We start from the raw sequence: 23,092 nt of genomic DNA on the forward strand, positions 1-23,092 counted from the left end.
GATCTAAAATGCTGCTTACTGATAGAGTCGCAACTTCTAACTTAAGCTATTTGTTGTAAATGAGTGTTTGTAAAGGCTTCATCATATTTTAAACCATAGCCTAGTGCACGATCTAAAAATATATGAGCTAGCCAAATGATAGAGGCCATTAATAGCGGTGATGATACAGTGACAAAGCCTAAAATCAAGAGAATGGCTGGCAGGACTAAACTATGGCCAATATTGTAAAATAACGCGCCAACTTTAGTGTTTACTATGTAGCCTAACATCGTTATATCAGGTAGTAATAAAAGTAGTACAAAATATAGCAACGAAAATTCAAAATGCTGGTAGAAAAATACAGTTACTAAAAATGCTATTAAATATTCCAATGAGATAATTTTACGTAGTCTCATGATGAACACTTCCTTCTTGTAATTTATTATACATATCCTCGATAAGTGAGCCGATGACTAACTTATTTTCAGCGTATTTTCCTTCAGCCAATAATGTTTGAGTGAGCTGTAAGGATTGTAGTGCTTGCTGATAAAAAAATAACTGCTGCTCAATATGGGCGATCTTTGCTGAGAATAGCTGTACTGTTTCTTGATTGCAAGAATCTGAAATCGGCTTTTGCTCTAGTGTAAGGAGCTGTTTGATTTCTTGTAATGTAAAGCCAACCTGTCTTAATACTAAAATGAACTTTATTGTATGTTCACAAGTGACATCATACACGCGATAGCCATTGTCCTGTTTATTTGGGTGTAGCAATCCTTCTTTTTCATAGTAACGCACGGTATCAGTAGATAAATTATACTTAGCTGCAAACTGTTTTATATGCATGTGAGCACCTCCTGAATTTATCCTAACATTGGAGTATGCTCCAAGGTCAATACGATAATTAAAATTTTTAACTTCTTTCAGCCTATTCCGGGCGCAATTATGCCGAGGCATAATTGATAATTAAGTGAAACGGTCATTTGTTGGCAGTCGTTTATAGTGTACAGGGGGAGGTGGACGGCATATTTGAAAAAATGATGGATGAACATGCAGAGCATTTATTGCGTCTCGCCTATTTTTATGTGAAAAATAGACACGCGGCAGAGGATATCGTGCAGGAGGTTTTTATAAAATTTTCTCAGCATGATTATGAGGAACGTGGACAGCTACGTGCTTATTTATCTAGGTTAACGATTAATAAAAGCAAGGATTATTTAAAAAGCTGGCATTATAAAAAATTAATTTTACAAGAAAAAATATTCCCTGAGAAGGCTAACATACAGCGCGATACACTGATTGAAGCGGAGGAAAGATCGCATATTGGGGCAGCTATTTTAAAACTTCCGCTAACATATAGAGAGCCAATCATTCTTTACTATTATGAAGAGATGAAGATTGCCGAAATAGCACAGGTTCTAGGAATTGTAGAAAACACTGTTAAGACAAGGTTAAAAAGGGCAAGAGAAACTTTAAAGTCTCAACTAAAGCAGGAGGAATGGGAGGTGCTTGGACATGAATGAATGGCAAAAAGAGTTGGTGAAAGTGGCAGGGGATATGGTAGAGAGTAAAGAGCGAGTCAAAAATCGTGTCTTACAGCAGAGAGATGTCAAACCTAAAAGGCCCATTCGTTTCGCGCTTTTAACGGCAATTGTGACGGTTTGCTTCGTTGGATTTGTCATGGTACAGCTACTGAATAAGGAAACGAAACAATCTGCAAATATGTTTAACGATACACAGCTTACCCATTTTGAAAATATAATGCGCATCAATTGGGGCAAACAAGACGAGGAATTTTATACAAAAGAGGCAATAGAACGTTACAAGAAGGTAGTTGCCCCTTATTATTATGCGAAATCACTTAGTCTCCAATATTCTGAAGCAGAGCTAAAGGCTGTTAGGAAGGAGCATTATGACGAGCTTGTTATGTTACAACAATCACCGGAATATGCTGAGCTTTTTAAAGAGAAGGGAATCGAGAACTACTTTAAAACGTATGTGGAGCCTTTGTTACCGATGTATACAGCTAAAAAAAAGCTTGATTCCTTTTACCTGGGGAAATACCCGACACTCCCAAACGGTATAGTACAAGAAATAGCCGCTCAAGATGCTATTCGCTATTTTGATCAACATTTTGCAGAGCAGGTAAAAACGTTTCAGGAGCAAAATGAAATCAAGAATTATTCAAGTAATTCACATGGAATTAAGTATGTGGGAACAGTCATAAAAGTAGAATCCAATGCCTTTCTATTTGTTGATGGGGCTATTCCAGAGGACTTAGAAAAACTTTCGCAAGAGCAACTCATAAATAAGTACCCAAAAGCAACTTGGTATCCGGTTTTAGATGATTTTCCAGTAAAGCAAGGAGATTATGTCACTATAGAATCAAATAGGAGTGAGTCCATTGATGAAAATGGAAGTGTCACACACTACGGCGTATTAAACCATGTGGAAATTGTTGAACCAACCGTTACGACTAAGCTCAACATTCAAAATGAACAGGAAGTCATGCAATTCTTTCGACAAACAGAGTGGCAGCCTATTGAAGATATAGGAAGCCCCCCAGATTATTCATTTATGCTAGAGGGAGTTCGTGTAAATGTCTGGGGTAGTTACGGTCAATCACTTTATTTGTATAAAGTGGGTTACGGTACGGTACATCTTAGTCAAGAAAGGTCGGAAGAGTTAAAGAAGCTTTTAGGTATTGAAGAGTCTTTACATTAAGCGGTATGATAATAAAATAGGCAGACCTCACCATTTAGCATTTTCTGAGAGAACGGCGAAACTGTAAAGTCTTCATGGTGAGGCTTATCATGTAAGTATTTTAATATATATATTGATTGGAGTGGCCACTGAGCGCCCCAGGAATCAGCCGTAACGGAAATCAACCCCACCTTATTGTGATGATCCGCATTAACCTATACTCATTCCAACATTCTTCAAGTCTCTTTCGAGAAGAGGCTGTTTTTTTATTTGTCGAGAAATAATAGTTTTTGTACTTTCTTAAATAAAAGAGTCATTTTTACAGAGGGGCTTTCATCTTTTTAGGAGAAATGAATCATTGATTGTTATATCGAGGTTAATTTTACTCATTATTTTGAAAATAAATGAGTCTGAGGAATTGTAATATTATGCACATAAAGATAGTATTAAAGAAATAGGGTTACTTTAAGGAGGGGCGGTATGAACACACAGGAGATTGAAGAATTATGGATTACGCTAAATGAATTGTATGATGCGAATCGCTTTATAGAATATATAGAATTAAGTAGTGCCGCAATTGAAAGTGCAATTGCGCTTGGTATGTATAAAAAGGCAATCCGGTTATTACGATATCGCTGTGCAAGCTATTTTCAAACAGGTGATTTGCAGGTTTCCATCAGTGTGCTTGAGCAATATCGTGAATTAACCTTTCAATATGGCGATGATACCGATTTAATCCATCATTATAATTTAGCGGCCGTTTACTGGGGAACGTTTGGCCATTTAAAGAAATCTGAAGAGTTTATGTTCAAGGCTCTAAAAATTGCTGAGCGTGTTCAACATATAGAAAGTATAGGGAAGATTTATAATAATTTAAGCGACTTAGAAAACTCTTTTGGAAACTATCAAAAAGCGAAGGATTTTGCATTAAAGAGCTTATATTATGCTAACTTTTTTGAGACAAAACATGAAAATCCGTATACAGGGATTATGTATTCAAAAATAAACTTAGCTGTCGCACAAATTTGGTTGGAGGAATTTGATGAAGCGAATGAATTATTGCAGGAACTGCTGGTGATGATTCAGCAACCACCTTATTCCAAGTTACAATTGGAGGTTATGAATGCCTATGCATTGCTTTGTGAAAAAGAGGGACGCATTGGCGAGGCCATCGATTTGTACCAAAAGTCAAAACATTATGCCTTACAAAATAATGATTTATCTATGCTTCAAACGATCTACAATTCTTTGGTAAAGTTAATAGAAGAGCAAGGGAATAAACTAGTATTGTGCTCGATACAAAAGGAATATATTAACATTTTACTAGAAATACAAAGGGAAAATTATACACATGTATTATTTGAGATGGAGTACGATGACCAGAAGAAACAACTTGAAAAAACTTCTTACATTGATCCATTAACGAATATTTATAATCGACGTTATTTTGATGAGAATGCGGAAAAAATGCTGGAGAAAGCTTCAGTAGAAAATCAGCAATTAGCATTAATGATGATTGATTTAGACCATTTTAAAGAAATAAATGATACAAATGGCCATTTATTTGGTGATGATGCTTTAACGATTACTGCAACTACATTAAAGGATTATTTTCAATCATTTGAGTCGATCGTTTCTCGTTTTGGCGGAGATGAGTTTATTATTCTTTGTCAATTACAGGAGGGTGAATCCATTCAAACGATAACGGAAAATCTCTATCAAACATTAAACTCCATGTCCTTAACAATCAATGGTGAGACAGTTCAGTTGGAATTTAGTATTGGCGTAAGTACGAATAAACAAGGACAGATTGCCACTGTCGAGGAGCTTATCCATAATGCAGACACAGCACTATATACGTCAAAGCGCAATGGTCGTAACCAAATTACTGTTTTTAATCAATATAGCGGTGTGGGGAATCGTAACTAAACAAGTCAGATGATGAGTACTGACGGACTATAACTTCTTTCAACACTGTCTTATGTAGCGAAAGCAACGCGTCAGCTACAAGTGTTTTCGGAGCGACAGCAGCAACAGGTTTTTATCTGCGCGAAAGCGAAGCGGCTGTCGCTACGTTAGCACTGCACTTTCGCACAAAAAACATTTGTTGGCTCAAAGCCTATTTCGGACGTCATTTTGCCGGGGCATAATTGATATTGTGAGTGTTAGATCAATCATAAAGGATCTGCTTCATTCCAACGTATAGTCGTTGGAGTTTTGCAGATTCTTTTCTTTTGAAAAATTTTTTGAAAAAGTGAATCGGAAATGAAGCGGCGTCCGTCAGTAGTTTAGAAAGAAGGTGAGGACAACGATGGATATTGAAAAAATTATTGCAGAGCACGGTGACTATTTATTAAAGGTTGCTTATTTATATGTGAAAAATGAAGCAACAGCTGAGGACATTGTGCAGGATGTGTTTATCGCCTTTTATCAAAAGCAAGAGCAATTTCGTCAAGAATCATCATTACGTACATATTTAGTGAAAATGACGGTCAATCGAAGCCATGATTATTTGCGTAGCTGGAAAAGTAAACGACTGACACTCTTTGAAAAAATAACGGGGCGAACGACAGCAGTCACGCCTGAAAAAGAATTACTTGCTAAGTCCACAAAACGTGAGCTAGTAGAAGCTTTGTTTACATTATCCGTAGCCTATAGGGAAGTGCTGATTCTCTATTATTTTGAGGATATGACGACAGTGGAAATTGCACAGCTCATATGTTGTCCAGAAGCAACAATACGTACAAGATTACAACGTGCTAGAAAGCAACTTGCAACAGCAATCGGTGATTATGATTGGGAGGTGTTACGCCATGAATCAATTTAAAGAAGATGTGCTAAAAGAACTTCGAGATGTAAAGCTTACAGATGATAAAAAACAGGAAATTGCCCAGAAAGCACGTAGTAAAACTAAACAAAGAAGAAGTAGTCCGTGGCAATATCGTGTGGTGCTTGCAACGTTTACGTTGTTTGTCATTGGTTTTAGTTATTTATTATCACAGACTAAAAATTCAGGAAGTCACCAGGCAGCTAGCTTACAGCAAGAAGCGGATACATGGAGCCTATGGACAATTTTACAATACGATTTAGTAAAAGGCATATTAATTTTTAGCTTTATGGTGGGGCTTGCTTTTTTTGTTAAATGGGTGTTAATAAAGAAAGGATATGGCCTACCGGTGTGCATTGAGTGTGGGGAAACTTGGTCAGAGAAGCAAGCTCGAAAAATGTACCGGAAAAATGGACAAATCGAATGTCCTTATTGTGGGAAAAAACAATATCGCACAAAAAAATCTATGCAAATGGGTGGGATTTTAGCATTTCCAATTCCTCTTATGGCTTTGATGCAACATTTTATTGATAATATTTCTATAGGGATTATTTTCTTTTTAGCAGGTGTTTTTATTTATTATCGTCTATTAGCACCATATGTATTTGATTTACAAGAAGATGATCCTATCAACGATCCGCTTTGGTAATTTGTAAAGAGAAATTGCTAGCTCTTAACGCAAATGGGAGGCGATTTAGTTCGAAAAAGAGCAGTACATATTCATACGTAGTAACGTCTTTTCGAGCTGCAATTATCTCAAAGAACAGAGGCTCCATGGTTATTCGCTATCGGATTCGAACTATTTTATTAGGTGCTTCTTTAAATGAATAAACGATATGAAAAGCCCCTCCTAATCACTCGGCTATCGAGCGATTAGGAAGGGCTTTGATATTCTTATTTTTGAAATATTTCAATATCCACGTCCGCGAAACGTTTAGCGGTTACTACTCTTGTAAATTAAACTTTCTGCTTGTCAGTCTCCTGGTCCTGCGCCGTTTGCTCTGATTGCGCTGGTTGTTCAGATTGTGTCGGTTGCTCCGATTGTTCTGGCTGTTCAGATTGTGTCGATTGTTCCTCCGACTGCTCTTTCTTCAACCCTGATTTTTTTCGAATAAAGCCCCAAATCGCGCCGACGGCCACCACAATTATGATCCCGAACTTCTTCAATAGAGGGATGAGTATAGCAAGCAAGCCCGCTTTTTTGGCAACCGCTAGACCCGCGCCTCCAAGAATTAATCCTGTCAAGCCGTATTCAGCTACCTTATCGGTTTTTTTGTCAAAATCCTCATAGCGCTGACCTTGCTTTAAGTTAAATTGCTTTAGGATCTTGTTGTTAAACACTATACGATCGGCCTGCAAATTCGCCGGATCTGAGACGAGTATCGCTGAGATATAGCCTTGGCGGGATAGAATTCGCACATTGTAGTTAATAACACCGTTGTTCTGATTATCATGCGCCAATAAAGACCACGACAAACTATGTAATTGGTTGTCGTAGAATGGAGCAACATCCCATTTATCAACGAATAACTGATTTTCAGGGCTTAACTCCTTATTCATTTCTTCCGTACCTTCTTTGTAGCTGTCCAACAAAGCATCAGCATCGATATCTGTTTTCTCGTCGTCTTTTATATGTCCAGATTCTTCATATTCGAAATAAACGGCCCAAGTCTGTTTTTCATCCTTTGGGAAAACCACACCGATTTCTGACCCGCTCGGTTCCATTCCGCCCTGCGTTAGATACTTTTTCGTATCTTCGGCATTAAGAAAAATAAAATCACTGCCTAACTCCAGTTCCGCTAAATTGGTCCCTACGTCAACTTTCTGTCCACTACCTTCTACCCAATTCAACTCCTCTTCGGCGAATGCGGGAACCGCACACACCATCATAATTAAAGTCATAACAGTTACTGATTTTAATAGTTTTGCAATCAACGATTTCAAAATAACTTCCTCCCAAAAATCACATGTTCTTACGCTGCGGACGACTTGTCCTTCTTTCCTTTAAATAAATGCATGCATACTAGGACAGCGCCTATACCTGCAAGAGCAATTTCGACAAAGGTTTCGCCTCCGCCAAAAATGTCGCCAAAAACGGTAAATAATTTGAATTGTAGACCGAATTGCGGCAGTATAAATGCACCTAACCCTAAAATTAAAAATATGATACCAGTACGAAACATAACTTACCTCCTTATAATGGAAAAATACTTAAGTAGGTTACCATATAACCCAAATTGTTACAATGCATATTCTTCCAACTGAAAATATGATGGTACAATTTCTGCCGCTTGCCAGCTTAAATACCCATTCCTGGTTTTCGAGATACGGGTCTTTTTTCGAACAGTTTTTAATCCAAATGGACTAATTATAGTCAAAAAACTAACATTAATTGTAGATTGTTAATGAACCGTGCGTTCAATATGGATATGCGACTGATCATATTTACGCATTTTTCGATAACCTTTTTATGGAATTAGGTTGGGTTATATTAGGTTGGTGTGGTTTTCTCGGTTTATCAAATAACTCCTGATTTGTTTGAATTACAAGCGGACGATCCCATGAATACACCACTTTGGTAATGGCCTTTATGATAAGAAATTGCTAGTTCACTATAGTAATTTTTTAAAATAGATTGACAACAGTTTTCATTTGCTTTATCTTTGTGTTAACTTATTTTCATTTATAGTTAACGTACAAGGGGAGGCAATTTAGTTTGAAAAAAAGTAGTACATATCATTATGTGTTAGCGGCATTTGGTGCAGCGATTATTTCTATTCTTGCACAATTAACGATTCCGCTACCACTTATTCCAATAACAGGACAAACATTAGCAGTAGGCTTAGTCGTAACGATTTTAGGAACAAGACTTGGAACGTTGTCAGTATTGATTTATATTTTGCTTGGAGCGGCAGGTCTTCCAGTATTTAGTGGTATGTCAGGGGGATTTGGGATTTTAGTTGGTCCTACAGGAGGCTATATTGTCGGATTCCTTGTCTCAGCAATCATTATGGGCTTCTATTTAGATAAATTCGGTATTACAATTGTCCAAGCTATCATCGCGAACATAATTGGGATGGTTGTGACATTGGCATTTGGAACGACTTGGTTAAAAATCGTTGGAGATTTAACTTGGACAGCAGCATTTATGGGTGGTGCGGCACCGTTTATCATTGTAGGTATTGTGAAAGCGGTTTTGGCAGGATGGTTTGGCGTAATTGTTCGTCGTCGCCTAGAGCGAGCACACTTAATTGAAGCGATTGCATAGGAGGAATTGTTTTGGCAACGTTATGGACAGGTGGAAAAATTTACACGATGGCACAAGTTGGCGAAACAGTTGAAGCAGTCCTTGTTAAAGAAGGAAAAATTGTGGCGACAGGCTCAGTAAGTAGCTTGTCGCCACATGCTACTTCTATTCGGTATTTACAAGGAAATGTGATGTATCCAGGCTTTGTCGATAGTCATTTACATATTATTGGCTACGGGGAGAAATTAAAGCATATTGATGTATCGAACGTTAGAAGTAAGGACGAGCTACTAGCCATTATTCGTGAAAGGATGCTGGAAGTTCCCGCAAATCAATGGGTAATCGCGATAGGGCTTAATGAGACACAATTTGAAGTGCCAATTTTCCCAACATTAGCGGAGCTTGATGCTCTAGGAGAAGCTCATTTAATAATTAAACGCAGTTGTCATCATTTAATTTTAGCTAATTCCAAAGCATTGGCATTTGCAGGAATTACAAAAGACACACCATCACCAGAGGGTGGCGTCATTGAGAAGGTGGATGGACAGCTAACAGGCGTCTTAAAAGATGCAGCATTGTATATGATTGTAAACCATATGCCCCATATTACGCCCGAGTATATCGAGGATGCTCTTGAGAAGTCGATAAAATCTTTGCAATCATATGGCTTAGTGGGTGGTCATTCTGAGGATTTAAGCTATTACGGGCCTCCACATCAACCAATAAATGCTTTTCGCAAGATTGTCGAGGCAGAGCAATCGTTTAAGGTCCATTTATTACAACACCACACAGTATTTAAAGAAGTTGCCAAGATGGAAGAACCATCTTCTCCGTATTTAGAGTTTGGTGCAATGAAGATTTTTATAGATGGTGCATTTGGAGGACGTACTGCAGCCTTACGGGAACCATACTGTGATGAGCCAGGCAATTGCGGTATGCTTGTCCATTCATCAGAACAATTAGAGCAATATGTTCAACTTGCACGTCAGCATGGGCAAACAGTGGCAGTGCATGCCATTGGAGATTTAGCCATTGAAACAATTTTAAACGTATTTGCTACTTATCCGCCCCGTGAAGGTCAATTAGATCGTGTTATTCATTGTAGCTTGGTGGATGAAGAAATTTTAGAAAAGCTTGCTGCGTTGCCTGTCGCAGTGGATATGCAGCCGCAATTTGTGCAGGGCGAGTATGCAGCAGAACTAGCTAGGCTAGGGGAGGTACGAGCAAAAGGATTGCATCCGTTAAAATCACTACTTGATCGCGGATTAGTCGTTGCGGGTGGCAGTGATGCTCCGATTGAAGTGCCAAACCCCTTATATGGTATATACGCTGCAGTAACAAGACGGAATTTTGGAGAATCCCATAACGGTTACGTCCCAGAGGAGAAAATATCACGTTTTGAGGCAGTACGACTCTATACTGTAGGAGCTGCACAAATAATCGCTCAAGACCACATTCGAGGTAAGATTGAAAAGGGCTACACAGCAGACTTCACTATTTTAGAAGAGGATCTTTTTACGATAGAAATCGAAAATATTCCACAAGTAAAAGTCGCATATACGGTTGTGGATGGCCGTATCGTTTATGAAAAACGCTGTAAAGAATAAACTTTACAGCGTTTTTTCATTTAACAAAAAGAAAGAGATTGGCTGTAATGACGCCCTTCACGTTAATGTTTTCTTATTTGGAGCTACTTTCTTTCTGATAAACGTTCCACTCGATTCTCTAGCGTTTTCACCCGTGTTGTTAAGTCATCTACTTTTTGCTGAAGTGTTTCTTCAGGAGGCAGAGGAACTGTCGATTTCATTTTTTTAATCATATGTATCATCACGAAAAAAATGCCGAAGAAAATTATAAGAATGACGGTTGTACTAATGATATCTCCAAAGTTAAACATTGTATGTCTCATAATTATTTGCCCCCTTAAAATGTATCGGTTTTATTATTTACCGAGTTACCTACAAAAAAGTTTCAAGAAAATATTTTTAGACACCATAAATACAGAAATCTTATTATTTTTCCTCGCATATTATATGGGACAAATTGTATTTCAAGAGCTAAAAGTATTTGAAATAAGTGGCTTTACATATCCTATAGGGAAAAGCTTATAAAAATCGCAAAGATGCTTAAGATAGGGGATACGATAGGTATGACTGGGGTGAGTAAATGCACAAAACGGGACAAGTAATGCGACAAGCCATCTACAATATTTATATGTATCGCTTTGATTATATACAGGTTTTCGCACTGATTAGATTATTTCAGTTTTTATTAATTGTTCCTGTAACAGCTATCGTATTTAAGCTAATGCTACGAGTTACTGGGTACACACATATTACTGAACAAAATATTCAAAGTTTTATGGGGCATCCCTTTGTCATCTCAATGATCATTCTTTTAATAATGCTCATTTTGCTATTTATTTATTATGAAATGGGCTTTCTTTTTTTAATGGCCTTTCATCAACAAAGAGGTTCTCGCTATCGATTTCTACACATATGGCAGCAGCTTAATCGGAAGGTTATTTCATTTTTTAGTATTCAAGTTATTTTTTTATTTATATATATTGCACTTTTGTGGCCATTAGCTTCATTTATATTTCCACTATCGTTAACTCAAATAATGTCCATTCCTCATTTTTTGACAGATGAAATAATGAGCAGTCGTTCTGGTCGTTTACTTTATGCTGCTGTTGTAATTGTTTTAATAATAGTGGGGATACGAAGCATTTTGGCATTGCCGATTTTTACAATCCAGCCAAAAATATCAATAATTCGTTCATTGATACAGAGCTGGCGTTTTTCAAAGCGGGGCTTGTTTGAACTCATTGGAATATTAGCAATGCTTGTTTCGGTTCTTTTACTTGTAATGCTTGGAATTACGCTTATAAGCACCTTGCCATTATATATTTTGGAGCGTTTGATACCGAGTACAGCACATGTCACAGCGGGGATTACTCTCGCTTTTTTAGAAATGGTTTTTGTAGTGTTATTTAGTTTACTACAAGCAATGTTTTCACAAGTAATGGTGGCTTTTCTGTATAATTTGCCTGTTTTAAGGAAGTCTTGGTTTAAACCGAAATTTAAGAAAAGGCGCTATAAGCCGTTAACTTTCATCATTGTGGTTGTTTTCATCGTATTAAGTGTGATGAATGTTATTTCATTAGAGAAAAGTGTCTATGCACCAGATACAAAAATTATTGCACATCGTGGCTACACGAAAGGGAATGTGGAAAATACAATTAGCGGCCTTGTCAGTGCAGCAAGTTCGGGTGCAGATTTAATCGAGATCGATATTCAACAAACCGTTGATGGACAATTCGTCGTATTTCATGATCAAACATTAAGAAGACTTACAGGTAAAAATGGTGTGATCGCCAATATGACGCTCGGTGAATTAAAGACGTTAACAATTCATGCTAATGGCTTTAACGACAAAATTTCATCATTAGATGATTTTATTGAAATAGCAAAGGCACTAAATGTTTCCTTACTGATTGAATTAAAAGTTCATGGTAAAGAAAAGGAAGATGTATTGCCCAAGTTAGTAAAAAAACTAAAGGCTTACAAGGTTCTCGATAGGTATTATGTGCAATCATCAGATCCACAGATGATGTCACAGTTAAAAAAATTGGCGCCGAACTTACGTGTTGGGATTGTCTATGCATTAAATATCGGGCCGATGGATGAAACAGTTGATTTTATTTCACTTGAGGAAGCATGGGTAACAGACCAACTAATCTCAGAGATGAAGCAGCAAAAAATTGATTTGTTCGTATGGACATTGAATAATAATCAGTCATTACATGATTTTATTAGGAAAAATGTCAATGGAGTCATTACCGATCTCCCCGATATAGCTTTGGATATACGAACGAAACAAAATGAGCGTGAATACTTTTTACAACGTATACTAAACCTATTTCAATTCATGTTTTAAATTTATATGGAGTACATGTAACACCTGATTAAATGAAATACCCGCGGAAGATTGGTGAATACCCGCGCGAAGCATGGAAATACCCGCGGAAGGTGAGTGAATACCCGCGCGAAGCATGGAAATACCCGCGGAAGATGAGTGAATACCCGCGCGAAGCATGGAAATACCCGCGGAAGGTGATCGAATACCCGCGCGAGGCATGAAATTACCCGCGGAAGGTGAGTGAATACCCGCGCGAAGCATGGAAATACCCGCGGAAGGTGATCGAATACCCGCGCGAGGCATGGAAATACCCGCGGAAGGTGAGTGAATACCCGCGCGAAGCATGGAAATACCCGCGGAAGATTGGTGAATACCCGCGCGAAGCATGGAAATACCCGCGGAAGGTGAGTGAATACCCGCGCGAAGCATGCAAATACCCGCGGAAGATAAGCGATTACCCGCGAACCGACACAAACAGTATAAGTGAAAGCCGCGATTCTTCATCGTAAAAGAATCGCGGCTTTTTTAGGGGAATGCGAAAAAAACTTGGCAATATTGTAACCTTTTTCTTTTATAACCGACTACTACTATGAATTCGGGATATGAAGGAGATGCTTTTTTATGAAAATGACGAAAGTCGTACCATTTGCCATGTCAGCATTATTAATCGGGGGCGCTATAGTAGCTCCAACCGCATCAGCAAACGAAGGTGAAGCAGTTGTGACGAACGCTACTGATAATAAGGAGCAAAATCCACAAGTTCAACCTACTTTTATAAAAATAGCTGGAATAATTGAGAATGTTGAAAAACGTGAGGATGCAACCTATTACACTGTAAAAGAGAACGAAAATACAAATGTTTTTGTCGTAAATGACGAGACATTAGTTTTCGATAATACTGGAAAAGAAGTTAAACTACAAAAGGGTGATCAAATAACAGCTTACACGTATGCAAATAAGCCAATGCTTATGATCTATCCACCACAATATAACCCTGAAGTAATTATTGTTGAAACAAAAGAAATGGGAATTGTTGAAGTAGACTTTTTCAATAAAGAATTAGTGAACACTGATAACACGTTAAAACTAAATGTTGGCAAAGAGACGGAATTACTTAGCCTATCTGGTAAAAAAGTGAAAGCTAAGGATTTAGCAGAGCAACATTTACTAGTGTTCTACACAATTACAACAATGAGCATTCCAGCACAAACACCACCTTCAAAAGTTGTCGTTTTAGATACGATTGCACAAGAGCCTGGTCATGTAGACCCGTCTAAAGCTGCTGTACAAGAAATTATTAACAATGACTTTTATGAGGTTGAAGGTACTAAAATGGTACCATTACGTTTAATTGCCGAAGAGTTAGGCTTTAAAGTAGAATCAACAGGAAAAGGCGCAATTATTTCTAAAGGCGCATTATCTTATACAATTACTCGTGGTCAAAAAGAATATGGCTATAATAAAGCACTTCGTTATTTTAAAGTAGCACCAGCTTTATTAGAACCAACAAAAACATATGTACCAGTTGAATTTGTTGAAGAATTAATGAAATAAAATGTTGTTTATCCCCTTCATGGCATCGTGCTGTGGAGGGGGTTTTTCTTTAATTAGTAGATGTATTAGAAGCGAAAATGAAACGCTAACTACATAAAAATGAGCATTGTAGTTGGTTATTTTATTGTGTGTTGATTTCCGTTTCGACTGAACGGCCCCAAGAAAGCGCTCTTCGGAACGGAAATCAACCACACGCTATGGTGATGCGCTATTCTTCTCATAATTCTCTTTAAATAGAAAATGAATTTTTGTACAATAAGATAATTAAAGTCAGATTAGGAGAACTATATGAAGCAGGCATTAATTATCGTGGATATGCAGGAAGCATTCTTTTTAGATAGTGAAAACTACTTATTTGATTATGAAAAAGTGTTAGATAATATTAATATGTTAATAACCTGGGCCCGGAATAGTAAAGTTCCTATTATTTTCATCCAACATACGGATTCAAATAAGGATGACGATTTTGCGTTTGGTAAGCCAGGCTGGGAACTATATCACGGGCTTCTGCGACAACCCGAGGATAAAGTGATTCAAAAAACAACGTGGGATGCATTCTATCAAACGGAATTAGCACAATACTTACAAGAACAACAAATTGAGCAGCTTATTTTCGCTGGTGCTCAGACAGAATTTTGCCTTGATACGACCATTCGAAATGCTTACAGCCATGGATACCATCATAATATTTTAGTTGAAGGTGCACATACCACACTACATAGTCACGTATTAACCGCACAGCAAATTATAAAGCACCACGAGTCCGTTTGGCACAATCGATTCGTGAACATTCAGCCATGTACTTTTTTCAAATGAAGTAAAGAGAAATGAAGTAAAGAGGGGTTTCAATAATGCTCATAAACAGCCAAGAATTTATTGTCAATGAACTTCAGTATGCAATTAGATCCGCCGATATCGAAGATGCCCAAGCATTATCAGATTTAAGGTTACAACTTGATGGAGAAACGGAAAACTTCGATAGGGAACAAGGGGAAGGTTTTATCGATGCGAAAGGATTTGAAGCGATTATTAAGGAAGACACAGAAAGTCCAAGAAATTTGTGTTTAGTGGCAGTGGTTGATAATCGCATTGTCGGATTTTCTAGATGTGCGGGCTCGCCATTTAAAAGAATTGCTCATAAAGTAGAATTTGGTGTAGGTGTTTTAAAGGAATTTTGGCGCTATGGGATAGGAAAAAATTTCATGAATGCTTCGATAGAGTGGGCTGACGCTAATGACATTAAAAAAATGGCCTTGACTGTTGTAGAGACAAATGACAAAGCGGTTTTGCTCTATAAAAAGCTTGGCTTTGAAGTTGAAGGCGTCTTAAAAAATGATAAACTCCTTTCAGATGGAAACTATTATAATACGATTGTCATGGGAAGAATTAAGGCATAATTTTAAAATAAACTCAGCTAAGCAAATAGGTGCTTAGCTGTTTTTTTTACAACAAAAACAACTTGCTTCTCAAATTGGCTACGAGAAATGACCTGGACATACGTTCCTTTGCAAACACGTAATGCATATTTGAATTTAACGAAATTACATAGAGTTTGTGATACGTATATTGAGAATCGCTATGGCAAGATGGAAGGCGGTCTAAATGGTGGTCTCCTATCTGATCGCTTCCAAATAGATTGGTGGATTACTAGTGATTATGTAAAACAGCTCAATTAGTATTTTTTGCGAGAATAAATGACACTTAAAGTAGAAAATACTGTATATTTTTAGCTAAAAATGACTTATCTATAAAAATGCCGTTATTTACAATCACTTCACTGAATTTTCTGATTATAATTAAAGAGAACAAATTATAAGGGGTTGATAGAATGTCAGTAAAGGTTAATCCAAACATTGAGCTAAGCCACCCATTATCACCATTATCTGAAGTAGAAATTGAAAAAGCTGTTCAATTAGTCAAGGAACAGCAACAGTTGTCTGAACATGTACGATTTATGTCGGTGATGTTACATGAACCTAAAAAATCAGAAGTACTAAATTACAAACCAGGTAATACTGTAGACCGCCAAGTATTTTTAGTGATTTTAGATGATAAAGAATTGAAAACCTTTGAAGCAGTTGTAAATTTAACTTCAGAAAAAGTTGATTCCTACGAATATATTCCTGGCGTACAACCAAATGTAGCCTTAGAGGAATTTGAGCAATGTGAAGAATTAGTAAAGAGCCACCCTGATTTTGTAGCAGCTTTACAGAAACGTGGCATTGATAATCCTGATTTAATCATGGTGGATCCTTGGTCAGCAGGGAATTTTGGCGTTCAGGAACATGAAGATAAACGCTTACTTCGTGCGATTTGTTGGCAAAAACATTCACTAGAAGATAACGGATATGCTTACCCTTTAACTGGTATTGTAACGTATGTAGACCTAAACAAAATGGAAGTTTACAAAGTAGAAGATCACGGGGCACGTCCAATTCCAACAACATCAGGTAATTACCATCCTGAAGTTGATGAATCAATTGTATTTAGAAATGACTTAAAACCATTGGAAATCATTCAACCTGAAGGTCCAAGCTTTACAATTGAAGGTAATTTGATCAAATGGCAAAAGTGGAGTTTCCGCTATGGATTTACACCACGTGAGGGCCTTGTATTATACACAATTAATTACCATGACAAAGGCAAGGATCGTCCAGTTCTTTATCGTGCAGCATTATCAGAAATGGTTGTCCCTTATGGTGAACCAACATTTTCGCATAACACACAAAATGCCTTTGATGCTGGTGAATATGGAATGGGTCAATTAGCCAATTCGTTAGAACTAGGTTGCGACTGCTTAGGCGAAATTCAATACTTTGATGGTGTTGTAGCTGATGTTAAAGGAAATGCGCGTACGATCAAAAATGCGATTTGCTTACACGAAGAAGATTACGGGATTGGTTGGAAACATACAGATTGGCGTACAGGCCATGTAGAAGTACGGCGCTCACGTCGACTAGTGATTTCATTCTTCTGTACAGTTGGAAATTATGATTACGGCTTCTATTGGAGTTTCTACCAAGACGGTACGATTGAAGCTGAAGTCAAACTAACAGGTATTTTAAGCACTGGTACATGTGAAGATGGCATCCAAACAAAATATGGATCTGAGATTTCTCCAGGATTAAACGCATCACATCATCAACACTTCTTTAATTTCCGACTTGATACGATGTTAGATGGTGAAAATAACTCAGTAGTTGAAACAGAAACAGTATCAGAAACATTGGGAGAACACAATCCGAATAGCAATGGTTTCTATCCTGTTTCACGTATCTTTAAAACGGAGAAGGAAGCGTTACGTAATTTAGATTTAAAAACTCAGCGTACTTGGAAAATTATCAATAAAAACTCACTTAACCGAGTGAATCAACCTGTTGGATATAAAATTTTGCCTGGCGAAAATTGCTTCCCATTTGCTCATGAAGAAGCAAGCGTTATGAAACGTGCTGGTTTCCTTAAACATCATTTACACGTTACGCAATTTGATGAAAATGAAAAATATGCAACAGGTATGTATCCAAATCAACATGCTGGAGGAGACGGACTTCCAAAATACGTTGAGAATAACCGTTCAATTGATGATGAAGATATCGTCGTTTGGTACACAATGGGCCATCATCATATTCCGCGCCCTGAAGATTGGCCTGTAATGCCAACTGCATATATTAATTTCCAATTAAAACCAGTTGGATTCTTTGATCGAAACCCAGCATTAGACGTTCCTAGACCGGACAAGAAGTGTCACACAACTTCGTCTTGTCATATACAATGAAACTCTTAAAGGAGTGATTATATGCTACCATTCCTAAGCATGTTGGTGATTGTTACTTTTACGGTAATCACTAACCGTTTATTAAAACAGCGTTTTGCTAATCATGGCATGGCCAAGTGCTGTATAATGCTGATTTCTATGACAATGAGTACTGCTGTTGGGATGAATATGGCTACCTGGCTTCCCGATATGGTACTAGGTGCAATAGCATCTATTATTATTTCTATTGCATTAGGCTATTTACTGTCAATAGGCTTACCAATGTACCTATTCATGGAAAGTGTAGGATCTAGTTTTATGGGAGCAATGATGGGCGCAATGCTAACATTAATGACCACCCAATATTTAACGTTAAGCATTATCTTTTTTACAATGATGTTTATTGTAAGTGCTATCATTTCTATCGGTGTATGGAATCGTGAGATGTTTCCTATCTTTATAAAAGCCATTCCAAAGCATATTTACATTGTGGCTGGTTTAATAATTTGTGTACTAGTATTAAGTAGTTTTGAGATTCAAAATGAGGTACCTGTCAAAGAAGAACAACAGCATCATAATCATCATTAAAGGGGTCGATAATTATGGTAAAGGTAAATGTTAAACCGAATATTGAAGAATTTGGAATTCAATTTAAAAAGAAATATGACAATTTTATTGGTGGTGAATGGGTAGCACCTGTAAATGGAGAGTATTTCGATAATATTACGCCTATCACGAAAGAAGTATTTACACGTGTAGCTCGTTCAACAAAAGAAGATGTAGAGCTAGCATTAGATGCCGCTCATGAAGCCCAAAAAACTTGGGGGAAAACACCCGTAGCAGAACGGGCACGTATCTTACAAGCCATTGCTGATCGTATGGAAGAAAACCTTGAAAAAATTGCAAGGGTAGAAACTTGGGATAATGGGAAAGCGATTCGTGAAACTATGTATGCTGATATTCCATTGGCAATTGATAATTTCCGCTATTTTGCAAGTGCCATTCGCGCACAACAAGGGCAAATGACACCTTTTGATGAGGATACAGTAGCTTATCATTACCAAGAACCTATTGGTGTAGTTGGCCAAATCATTCCATGGAACTTTCCTATTTTAATGGCAGCTTGGAAATTGGCGCCAGCACTTGCTGCGGGAAATAGTGTTGTATTAAAATTAGCAGAACAAACGCCGGTATCATTCTTATTCGTAGTTGAACTTATTCAAGACCTATTACCAAAAGGTGTATTAAACGTCATTAATGGTTTTGGTATAGAGGCAGGGAAAGAGTTAGCTTCCAGCCCTCGTATTGCCAAAGTGGCCTTTACGGGTTCTACAGATGTCGGCAAACTGATTATGAAATATGCATCTGAGAATCTAATTCCTGTTACACTAGAGTTAGGTGGCAAATCTCCTAATATCTTCTTTGAAGATGTCATGGATGCTGATGACGGATATCTAGATAAGGCGATTGAAGGATTAGTTATGTTTGCTTTAAATCAAGGTGAAGTTTGCACTTGTCCATCTAGAGCCTTGATCCATGAGTCTATTTATGATCGTTTCATGGAAAAAGCCATTGAACGAGTAAAGCAAATTAAAGTTGGTGATCCATTCGAACTTGAAACAATGATGGGTGCACAGGCTTCAGAAGAACAACATAAAAAAATTCTTTCTTATTTTGAAATTGCCAAACAAGATGGCGCAGAATGTTTAATCGGTGGCGCCGAAAATCACCTTGATAATTTAGATGGTTATTTTATTAAACCAACTATTTTTAAAGGCAATAACAAAATGCGTATTTTCCAAGAAGAAATTTTCGGTCCTGTATTGGCAGTGACTACGTTTAAAACCTTCGAGGAAGCGATTGAAATTGCAAATGATACGATGTATGGATTAGGGGCAGCTGTATGGTCACGTAATACAAACGTTACCTATAAAGCGAGTCGAGAGATCCAAGCAGGACGTGTTTGGATAAATACGTATCACCAATACCCTGCTGGTGCAGCATTTGGCGGCTACAAAAAGTCAGGCGTCGGTCGAGAAAATCATTTAAAAGCTTTAGAATCGTATCAATCAACTAAATGTGTCTTAGCTAGTTACAATGAACAGGCGCAAGGATTCTTTTAATTTTACCTAAGAGTGAAGTGAGGGGGCGGCTTATTGAGTAGCTATTATCCAATCCAACCTGAATTGGTCCAAAAAACGTATTCTTATAGAGAACTGACTCCAAACAGCAAGTTAAACCAGGATATACTATTTTATTATGAGTTTGAACCAATAGGCATTAATAGTGATATTCATGTCATTCCTGATGCTTGCCAAGATTTAATGTTTTACATGGGCAAAGATCAAAAGGTTGTCTTAGGGAATACCCCGACTACACGTGAAATTTATTCATTTACCCCAAAAGGTAAATATTTTGGTGTTCGTCTAAATCCAAAACAAACAGTTATTCAATACAATTGCGCATTAAAACAAATTGTTCAACAACAGTTTGTTAATGTTGAATTAGGCTGCACACTAGACTCTAAATTTATACAAGCTGTTTTTGAAGCAGGAGATTTCGAACAAAGAGTGCAGATTTGTAATGAGTATTTTTGCTCTCAAAAAAAGGAAAAAAGCTTGGGTGATGAAATATTCGCTACTTGTTTTGATTCTATTATTGAAAATTATGGGCTGTTCTTACCAGATGTAATTCAGCATAAAACAGGTTATTCTGAGCGATATATCCGAGAACTTTTCTACAAAAAAACAGGTTTTGGACCAAAAAAACTAAGTAAATTCATACGTATTCAACTCTTACTTCAACATTTTTCTTTTGAAGAGACACCTGTAAACATTGACCAATATGGTTACTATGATCCTTCACATTATTACAAAGAATTTAAAAGCTTACTTGTAATTACACCTGCTGAATATATAAAAGAATTTTTAGGTTGGAAAAATATAAAACGAAAGTTTCTATCTTATTAGCCCCTCAAAGCTTTCACTCTTTCTTATAAAAAACATACTAATGTGAACTGCCCTGTAAAAGTTAGACATCAATCTAACTTTTACGGGGGGTTTTTTATGACAAAAGTAAATGCTGAACAACGATTTCAAGCAGTTCAGCGATACTTAAATGGTTCTATGTTCTATGTTCTGTGGCTGTTGGATTATTAGCTCCAACCCTCCATATTTGGCGATGAACAAAACAAAAAACATTACATAAAATAGAAACATGGAATATTTATCTTCATTCAGTCAAACACCTACTGAATGAAGATAAAGCCTCCGGCGGATGTCATGGATTTTGAAAGGAATGAATTGTGCTGGCACAATTCAAAATCCGGACTCAATTACGCCAAGGCGAAATTGATAAAAAAAGGATGATGTATTATTTCTATAGTAAGAACTGGTACCCTTCCTAACGGAGAAATACATGACGGCAGGGAAGATGTTGATGTTGTTTGGGACATTGATCGTTGGGAAAATGACGGCGGTAGAAGTATTGGCACGAGGCGGGGGTTTTGATAAACCGCCCTATATTAAATTTTGATGGAGAGGGAGGCAAGCTTGTCTCCCTTTAAATATTTATAAGGACAAGTTTCGAATGAAAATATTTCTTTTGCCTTCCGCAATCTTCTGTGGAGGGCTTTTTTCAGCTTGATTAAGCCTAATCCATATTTCTACTTTTTCAATTTAGTTCACCTTTAGCTTTATAAAATTAATAAACTTGTAAGGAATGAGTAAGAAAAAAGAGAATATCGATTCTTACAATTAAAGTACGAAATGAAAGGGACTGATCTAAATGATACTAATTAGAGGAACCGATCTAAAGGCTAAAAATTTTACTGATGAAGAAATTCCATTGCTTAAACAAAAGTTACGTGAAAGTTGTGCTCAGAGTTGGAAAATGAAAGGGTACAAATTAACTAGCATCGATACACTTACGAATGAAGTTGGCATATCAACTGAATTTTTTTACAGGCTATATAAATCAAAAGAAGAACTCTTTCTAGAAGTACTGTCAATGATTCAAAATCAATTGAAAGAACAATGGCACTCTATGATAAAGACTAACTCAGGTGTAGAAGGGTTTAAAAGAGCTATGAACGGGCTTTTTGAAGAGTATGTAAAGCATCCTACATTATATAATTTCAATAATCCAGATTACCATTTGTTTTTAAAAAAGCTACCTAAAGAAAAAATTGAAAGTCTAAGAGAAAATGATAAGAAATTTTTTTGAGGATGCTTTAGAGCGTTCAAATCTAGATGTGAGAATTTCCAAGGAAAGAGCATATGGAATCTTTTGTACACTTTTATATACCGCAGCGATGAAAACAGATTTAGTTTATAACAAATGCGAAATATTCAATTTTCTACTCGAAAGTTCAATAGATAAAATTTTTGCAAATTCGTCTTCTTTAGCAAACAAAAATACTAATATTGACCATTGTGTTAACTAGCAGAAACAAACATTAAAATTGGGGGTATTTGCTTTGAAAAATTTAATATTAGATATCTTGCAACAAAATAATAATTTAGGAATATTCAGCTACATATCAATTGGACTAGCAATTGTGGTATTTATTATTGGCTTGTTTTGTATTTTAACAAAGAAAAAATATGGCGTATATGTATTGGCCTCCAGCTTCTTGCTATTAATTAATCCAGTTATTGATTATTTATTAAATCAATTCTAACGGAGGTAATTTAAATGATTAAACAATTAGATACTGCTTTGATTAAGGTAAATAAGATGGGTGGGGTAAATGTGAAAACGTCGAAAGTAACAACATCAAAACTTAAATATAGTAGGTTTTTTACAACTGTCGTAGGAGTTGGAGGATTAACATTGGGAATTATTGGTCCCTCGAAATCGTTGTTAGTTCTCGGGACAATAGGTATTTTAAGTTCTATTGCAACAACCAATGAAATAAGAAAATATTAGAATGACTGAATTAACCTGGTCAGGGGATAAAAGATGTATGAAGCGGCTTGAGTGCTGAATTTTAAGTGCTCAGGTCGTTTAATCGTTTCTGGTAGCGATACTAATGGATATAGCATCAATCGCATAAAATGATTTCTTGATGTTTTTTGAGAATAAATATTTAATTATATGAATAGAAAAT

Annotated in this window: 25 protein-coding genes; 19 read left to right on the plus strand and 6 right to left on the minus strand. The window is 36.9% G+C overall.

Annotated features, from left to right (window positions below; translation table 11 throughout):
- Window positions 1–41: 41 nt before the first annotated feature.
- Window positions 42–395, minus strand: a complete 354-nt coding sequence (locus ACQKN2_RS01165; protein ID WP_427413287.1) for a DUF4260 domain-containing protein — start codon at window positions 393–395, stop codon at window positions 42–44.
- Window positions 382–822, minus strand: coding sequence for a MerR family transcriptional regulator (locus ACQKN2_RS01170; RefSeq protein WP_427413288.1), 441 nt, complete (start codon window positions 820–822; stop codon window positions 382–384). The genes ACQKN2_RS01165 and ACQKN2_RS01170 overlap by 14 nt, the downstream gene beginning before the upstream one ends.
- Window positions 823–992: 170 nt before the next feature.
- Here ACQKN2_RS01170 and ACQKN2_RS01175 point away from each other — a divergent pair, with 170 nt between their 5' ends.
- From ACQKN2_RS01175 to ACQKN2_RS01195, 5 genes are all read left to right on the plus strand, one after another.
- Window positions 993–1,499 carry a sigma-70 family RNA polymerase sigma factor gene (locus ACQKN2_RS01175; protein WP_427413289.1) on the plus strand — a complete coding sequence of 169 codons (507 nt, stop codon included), beginning with the start codon at window positions 993–995 and terminating at the stop codon, window positions 1,497–1,499.
- Window positions 1,492–2,700 (plus strand): hypothetical protein, encoded by a 1,209-nt coding sequence (locus ACQKN2_RS01180; RefSeq protein WP_427413290.1) that lies wholly within the window; start codon window positions 1,492–1,494, stop codon window positions 2,698–2,700. The genes ACQKN2_RS01175 and ACQKN2_RS01180 overlap by 8 nt, the downstream gene beginning before the upstream one ends.
- 459 nt (window positions 2,701–3,159) lie before the next feature.
- On the plus strand, window positions 3,160–4,608 hold the full coding sequence (locus tag ACQKN2_RS01185; RefSeq protein WP_427413291.1) for a tetratricopeptide repeat-containing diguanylate cyclase: 1,449 nt from the start codon (window positions 3,160–3,162) through the stop codon (window positions 4,606–4,608).
- A 382-nt stretch (window positions 4,609–4,990) separates the two neighbouring features.
- A complete protein-coding gene (locus tag ACQKN2_RS01190) occupies window positions 4,991–5,506 on the plus strand; it encodes a sigma-70 family RNA polymerase sigma factor (RefSeq protein WP_427413292.1) in 516 nt (171 codons plus the stop codon).
- Window positions 5,493–6,155 (plus strand): TIGR04104 family putative zinc finger protein, encoded by a 663-nt coding sequence (locus ACQKN2_RS01195; RefSeq protein WP_427413293.1) that lies wholly within the window; start codon window positions 5,493–5,495, stop codon window positions 6,153–6,155. The genes ACQKN2_RS01190 and ACQKN2_RS01195 overlap by 14 nt, the downstream gene beginning before the upstream one ends.
- A gap of 308 nt (window positions 6,156–6,463) precedes the next feature.
- Here ACQKN2_RS01195 and ACQKN2_RS01200 read toward each other — a convergent pair whose 3' ends face one another.
- Complete coding sequence (locus ACQKN2_RS01200) at window positions 6,464–7,450, minus strand: DUF2167 domain-containing protein (protein WP_427413294.1); 987 nt, start codon at window positions 7,448–7,450, stop codon at window positions 6,464–6,466.
- Between the two features lie 29 nt (window positions 7,451–7,479).
- The gene (locus ACQKN2_RS01205) at window positions 7,480–7,689 is read right to left on the minus strand and encodes a hypothetical protein (RefSeq protein WP_376076707.1); all 210 of its coding nucleotides are present in this window, start codon (window positions 7,687–7,689) and stop codon (window positions 7,480–7,482) included.
- Window positions 7,690–8,222: 533 nt separating this feature from the next.
- Here ACQKN2_RS01205 and ACQKN2_RS01210 point away from each other — a divergent pair.
- Both ACQKN2_RS01210 and ACQKN2_RS01215 read left to right on the plus strand, forming a co-directional pair.
- Window positions 8,223–8,774 (plus strand): biotin transporter BioY, encoded by a 552-nt coding sequence (locus ACQKN2_RS01210; protein WP_427413295.1) that lies wholly within the window; start codon window positions 8,223–8,225, stop codon window positions 8,772–8,774.
- A gap of 11 nt (window positions 8,775–8,785) precedes the next feature.
- Window positions 8,786–10,360 (plus strand): amidohydrolase, encoded by a 1,575-nt coding sequence (locus ACQKN2_RS01215; RefSeq protein WP_427413296.1) that lies wholly within the window; start codon window positions 8,786–8,788, stop codon window positions 10,358–10,360.
- 83 nt (window positions 10,361–10,443) lie between these two features.
- Here the strand turns inward: ACQKN2_RS01215 and ACQKN2_RS01220 are convergent, their stop codons facing one another.
- Complete coding sequence (locus ACQKN2_RS01220; protein WP_427413297.1) at window positions 10,444–10,662, minus strand: hypothetical protein; 219 nt, start codon at window positions 10,660–10,662, stop codon at window positions 10,444–10,446.
- Between the two features lie 257 nt (window positions 10,663–10,919).
- On the opposite strand from ACQKN2_RS01220, the gene ACQKN2_RS01225 reads away from it, so the two are divergent.
- Window positions 10,920–12,692 (plus strand): glycerophosphoryl diester phosphodiesterase membrane domain-containing protein, encoded by a 1,773-nt coding sequence (locus tag ACQKN2_RS01225; protein WP_427413298.1) that lies wholly within the window; start codon window positions 10,920–10,922, stop codon window positions 12,690–12,692.
- On the opposite strand, the gene ACQKN2_RS01230 is transcribed toward ACQKN2_RS01225, so the two are convergent.
- Window positions 12,672–13,103: a hypothetical protein gene (locus ACQKN2_RS01230; protein ID WP_427413299.1), complete on the minus strand. Its 432-nt coding sequence runs from the start codon at window positions 13,101–13,103 to the stop codon at window positions 12,672–12,674. The genes ACQKN2_RS01225 and ACQKN2_RS01230 overlap by 21 nt on opposite strands.
- 192 nt (window positions 13,104–13,295) lie before the next feature.
- On the opposite strand from ACQKN2_RS01230, the gene ACQKN2_RS01235 reads away from it, so the two are divergent.
- The 11 genes from ACQKN2_RS01235 (at window position 13,296) to ACQKN2_RS01285 (ending at window position 22,911) form a co-directional block, all read left to right on the plus strand.
- The gene (locus tag ACQKN2_RS01235; protein WP_427413300.1) at window positions 13,296–14,228 is read left to right on the plus strand and encodes a stalk domain-containing protein; all 933 of its coding nucleotides are present in this window, start codon (window positions 13,296–13,298) and stop codon (window positions 14,226–14,228) included.
- 288 nt (window positions 14,229–14,516) lie between these two features.
- On the plus strand, window positions 14,517–15,044 hold the full coding sequence (locus ACQKN2_RS01240) for a cysteine hydrolase family protein (protein ID WP_427413301.1): 528 nt from the start codon (window positions 14,517–14,519) through the stop codon (window positions 15,042–15,044).
- Window positions 15,045–15,079: 35 nt separating this feature from the next.
- On the plus strand, window positions 15,080–15,625 hold the full coding sequence (locus ACQKN2_RS01245) for an N-acetyltransferase family protein (RefSeq protein ID WP_427413302.1): 546 nt from the start codon (window positions 15,080–15,082) through the stop codon (window positions 15,623–15,625).
- 87 nt (window positions 15,626–15,712) lie between these two features.
- A complete protein-coding gene (locus ACQKN2_RS01250; RefSeq protein WP_427413303.1) occupies window positions 15,713–15,904 on the plus strand; it encodes a hypothetical protein in 192 nt (63 codons plus the stop codon).
- A 152-nt stretch (window positions 15,905–16,056) separates the two neighbouring features.
- The gene (locus ACQKN2_RS01255) at window positions 16,057–18,003 is read left to right on the plus strand and encodes a primary-amine oxidase (RefSeq protein WP_427413304.1); all 1,947 of its coding nucleotides are present in this window, start codon (window positions 16,057–16,059) and stop codon (window positions 18,001–18,003) included.
- Window positions 18,004–18,024: 21 nt separating this feature from the next.
- Complete coding sequence (locus ACQKN2_RS01260) at window positions 18,025–18,570, plus strand: hypothetical protein (protein ID WP_427413305.1); 546 nt, start codon at window positions 18,025–18,027, stop codon at window positions 18,568–18,570.
- Window positions 18,571–18,584: 14 nt separating this feature from the next.
- Window positions 18,585–20,105 carry an aldehyde dehydrogenase family protein gene (locus ACQKN2_RS01265; protein ID WP_427413306.1) on the plus strand — a complete coding sequence of 507 codons (1,521 nt, stop codon included), beginning with the start codon at window positions 18,585–18,587 and terminating at the stop codon, window positions 20,103–20,105.
- Between the two features lie 33 nt (window positions 20,106–20,138).
- On the plus strand, window positions 20,139–20,951 hold the full coding sequence (locus tag ACQKN2_RS01270; RefSeq protein WP_427413307.1) for a hypothetical protein: 813 nt from the start codon (window positions 20,139–20,141) through the stop codon (window positions 20,949–20,951).
- Window positions 20,952–21,768: 817 nt separating this feature from the next.
- The gene (locus ACQKN2_RS01275) at window positions 21,769–22,206 is read left to right on the plus strand and encodes a TetR/AcrR family transcriptional regulator (protein WP_427413308.1); all 438 of its coding nucleotides are present in this window, start codon (window positions 21,769–21,771) and stop codon (window positions 22,204–22,206) included.
- A gap of 253 nt (window positions 22,207–22,459) precedes the next feature.
- Window positions 22,460–22,663 carry a hypothetical protein gene (locus tag ACQKN2_RS01280; RefSeq protein WP_427413309.1) on the plus strand — a complete coding sequence of 68 codons (204 nt, stop codon included), beginning with the start codon at window positions 22,460–22,462 and terminating at the stop codon, window positions 22,661–22,663.
- A gap of 14 nt (window positions 22,664–22,677) precedes the next feature.
- A complete protein-coding gene (locus ACQKN2_RS01285; RefSeq protein WP_427413310.1) occupies window positions 22,678–22,911 on the plus strand; it encodes a hypothetical protein in 234 nt (77 codons plus the stop codon).
- The last annotated feature ends 181 nt before the right edge of the window (window positions 22,912–23,092 follow it).

The sequence above is a fragment of the Lysinibacillus sp. NPDC093688 genome (assembly GCF_050280145.1).
Classification (GTDB): domain Bacteria; phylum Bacillota; class Bacilli; order Bacillales_A; family Planococcaceae; genus Lysinibacillus; species Lysinibacillus xylanilyticus_B.

What these genes read in the sequence shown, in the direction of transcription:
- ACQKN2_RS01165 (WP_427413287.1), bottom strand. Translation starts at nt 395, where the DNA reads ATGAGACTACGTAAAATTATCTCATTGGAATATTTAATAGCATTTTTA.
- ACQKN2_RS01170 (WP_427413288.1), bottom strand. Translation starts at nt 822, where the DNA reads ATGCATATAAAACAGTTTGCAGCTAAGTATAATTTATCTACTGATACC.
- ACQKN2_RS01180 (WP_427413290.1), top strand. Translation starts at nt 1,492, where the DNA reads ATGAATGAATGGCAAAAAGAGTTGGTGAAAGTGGCAGGGGATATGGTA.
- ACQKN2_RS01185 (WP_427413291.1), top strand. Translation starts at nt 3,160, where the DNA reads ATGAACACACAGGAGATTGAAGAATTATGGATTACGCTAAATGAATTG.
- ACQKN2_RS01190 (WP_427413292.1), top strand. Translation starts at nt 4,991, where the DNA reads ATGGATATTGAAAAAATTATTGCAGAGCACGGTGACTATTTATTAAAG.
- ACQKN2_RS01195 (WP_427413293.1), top strand. Translation starts at nt 5,493, where the DNA reads ATGAATCAATTTAAAGAAGATGTGCTAAAAGAACTTCGAGATGTAAAG.
- ACQKN2_RS01205 (WP_376076707.1), bottom strand. Translation starts at nt 7,689, where the DNA reads ATGTTTCGTACTGGTATCATATTTTTAATTTTAGGGTTAGGTGCATTT.
- ACQKN2_RS01220 (WP_427413297.1), bottom strand. Translation starts at nt 10,662, where the DNA reads ATGAGACATACAATGTTTAACTTTGGAGATATCATTAGTACAACCGTC.
- ACQKN2_RS01225 (WP_427413298.1), top strand. Translation starts at nt 10,920, where the DNA reads ATGCACAAAACGGGACAAGTAATGCGACAAGCCATCTACAATATTTAT.
- ACQKN2_RS01230 (WP_427413299.1), bottom strand. Translation starts at nt 13,103, where the DNA reads ATGCTTCGCGCGGGTATTCACTCACCTTCCGCGGGTATTTCCATGCTT.
- ACQKN2_RS01235 (WP_427413300.1), top strand. Translation starts at nt 13,296, where the DNA reads ATGAAAATGACGAAAGTCGTACCATTTGCCATGTCAGCATTATTAATC.
- ACQKN2_RS01240 (WP_427413301.1), top strand. Translation starts at nt 14,517, where the DNA reads ATGAAGCAGGCATTAATTATCGTGGATATGCAGGAAGCATTCTTTTTA.
- ACQKN2_RS01245 (WP_427413302.1), top strand. Translation starts at nt 15,080, where the DNA reads ATGCTCATAAACAGCCAAGAATTTATTGTCAATGAACTTCAGTATGCA.
- ACQKN2_RS01250 (WP_427413303.1), top strand. Translation starts at nt 15,713, where the DNA reads ATGACCTGGACATACGTTCCTTTGCAAACACGTAATGCATATTTGAAT.
- ACQKN2_RS01255 (WP_427413304.1), top strand. Translation starts at nt 16,057, where the DNA reads ATGTCAGTAAAGGTTAATCCAAACATTGAGCTAAGCCACCCATTATCA.
- ACQKN2_RS01260 (WP_427413305.1), top strand. Translation starts at nt 18,025, where the DNA reads ATGCTACCATTCCTAAGCATGTTGGTGATTGTTACTTTTACGGTAATC.
- ACQKN2_RS01265 (WP_427413306.1), top strand. Translation starts at nt 18,585, where the DNA reads ATGGTAAAGGTAAATGTTAAACCGAATATTGAAGAATTTGGAATTCAA.
- ACQKN2_RS01275 (WP_427413308.1), top strand. Translation starts at nt 21,769, where the DNA reads ATGATACTAATTAGAGGAACCGATCTAAAGGCTAAAAATTTTACTGAT.
- ACQKN2_RS01285 (WP_427413310.1), top strand. Translation starts at nt 22,678, where the DNA reads ATGATTAAACAATTAGATACTGCTTTGATTAAGGTAAATAAGATGGGT.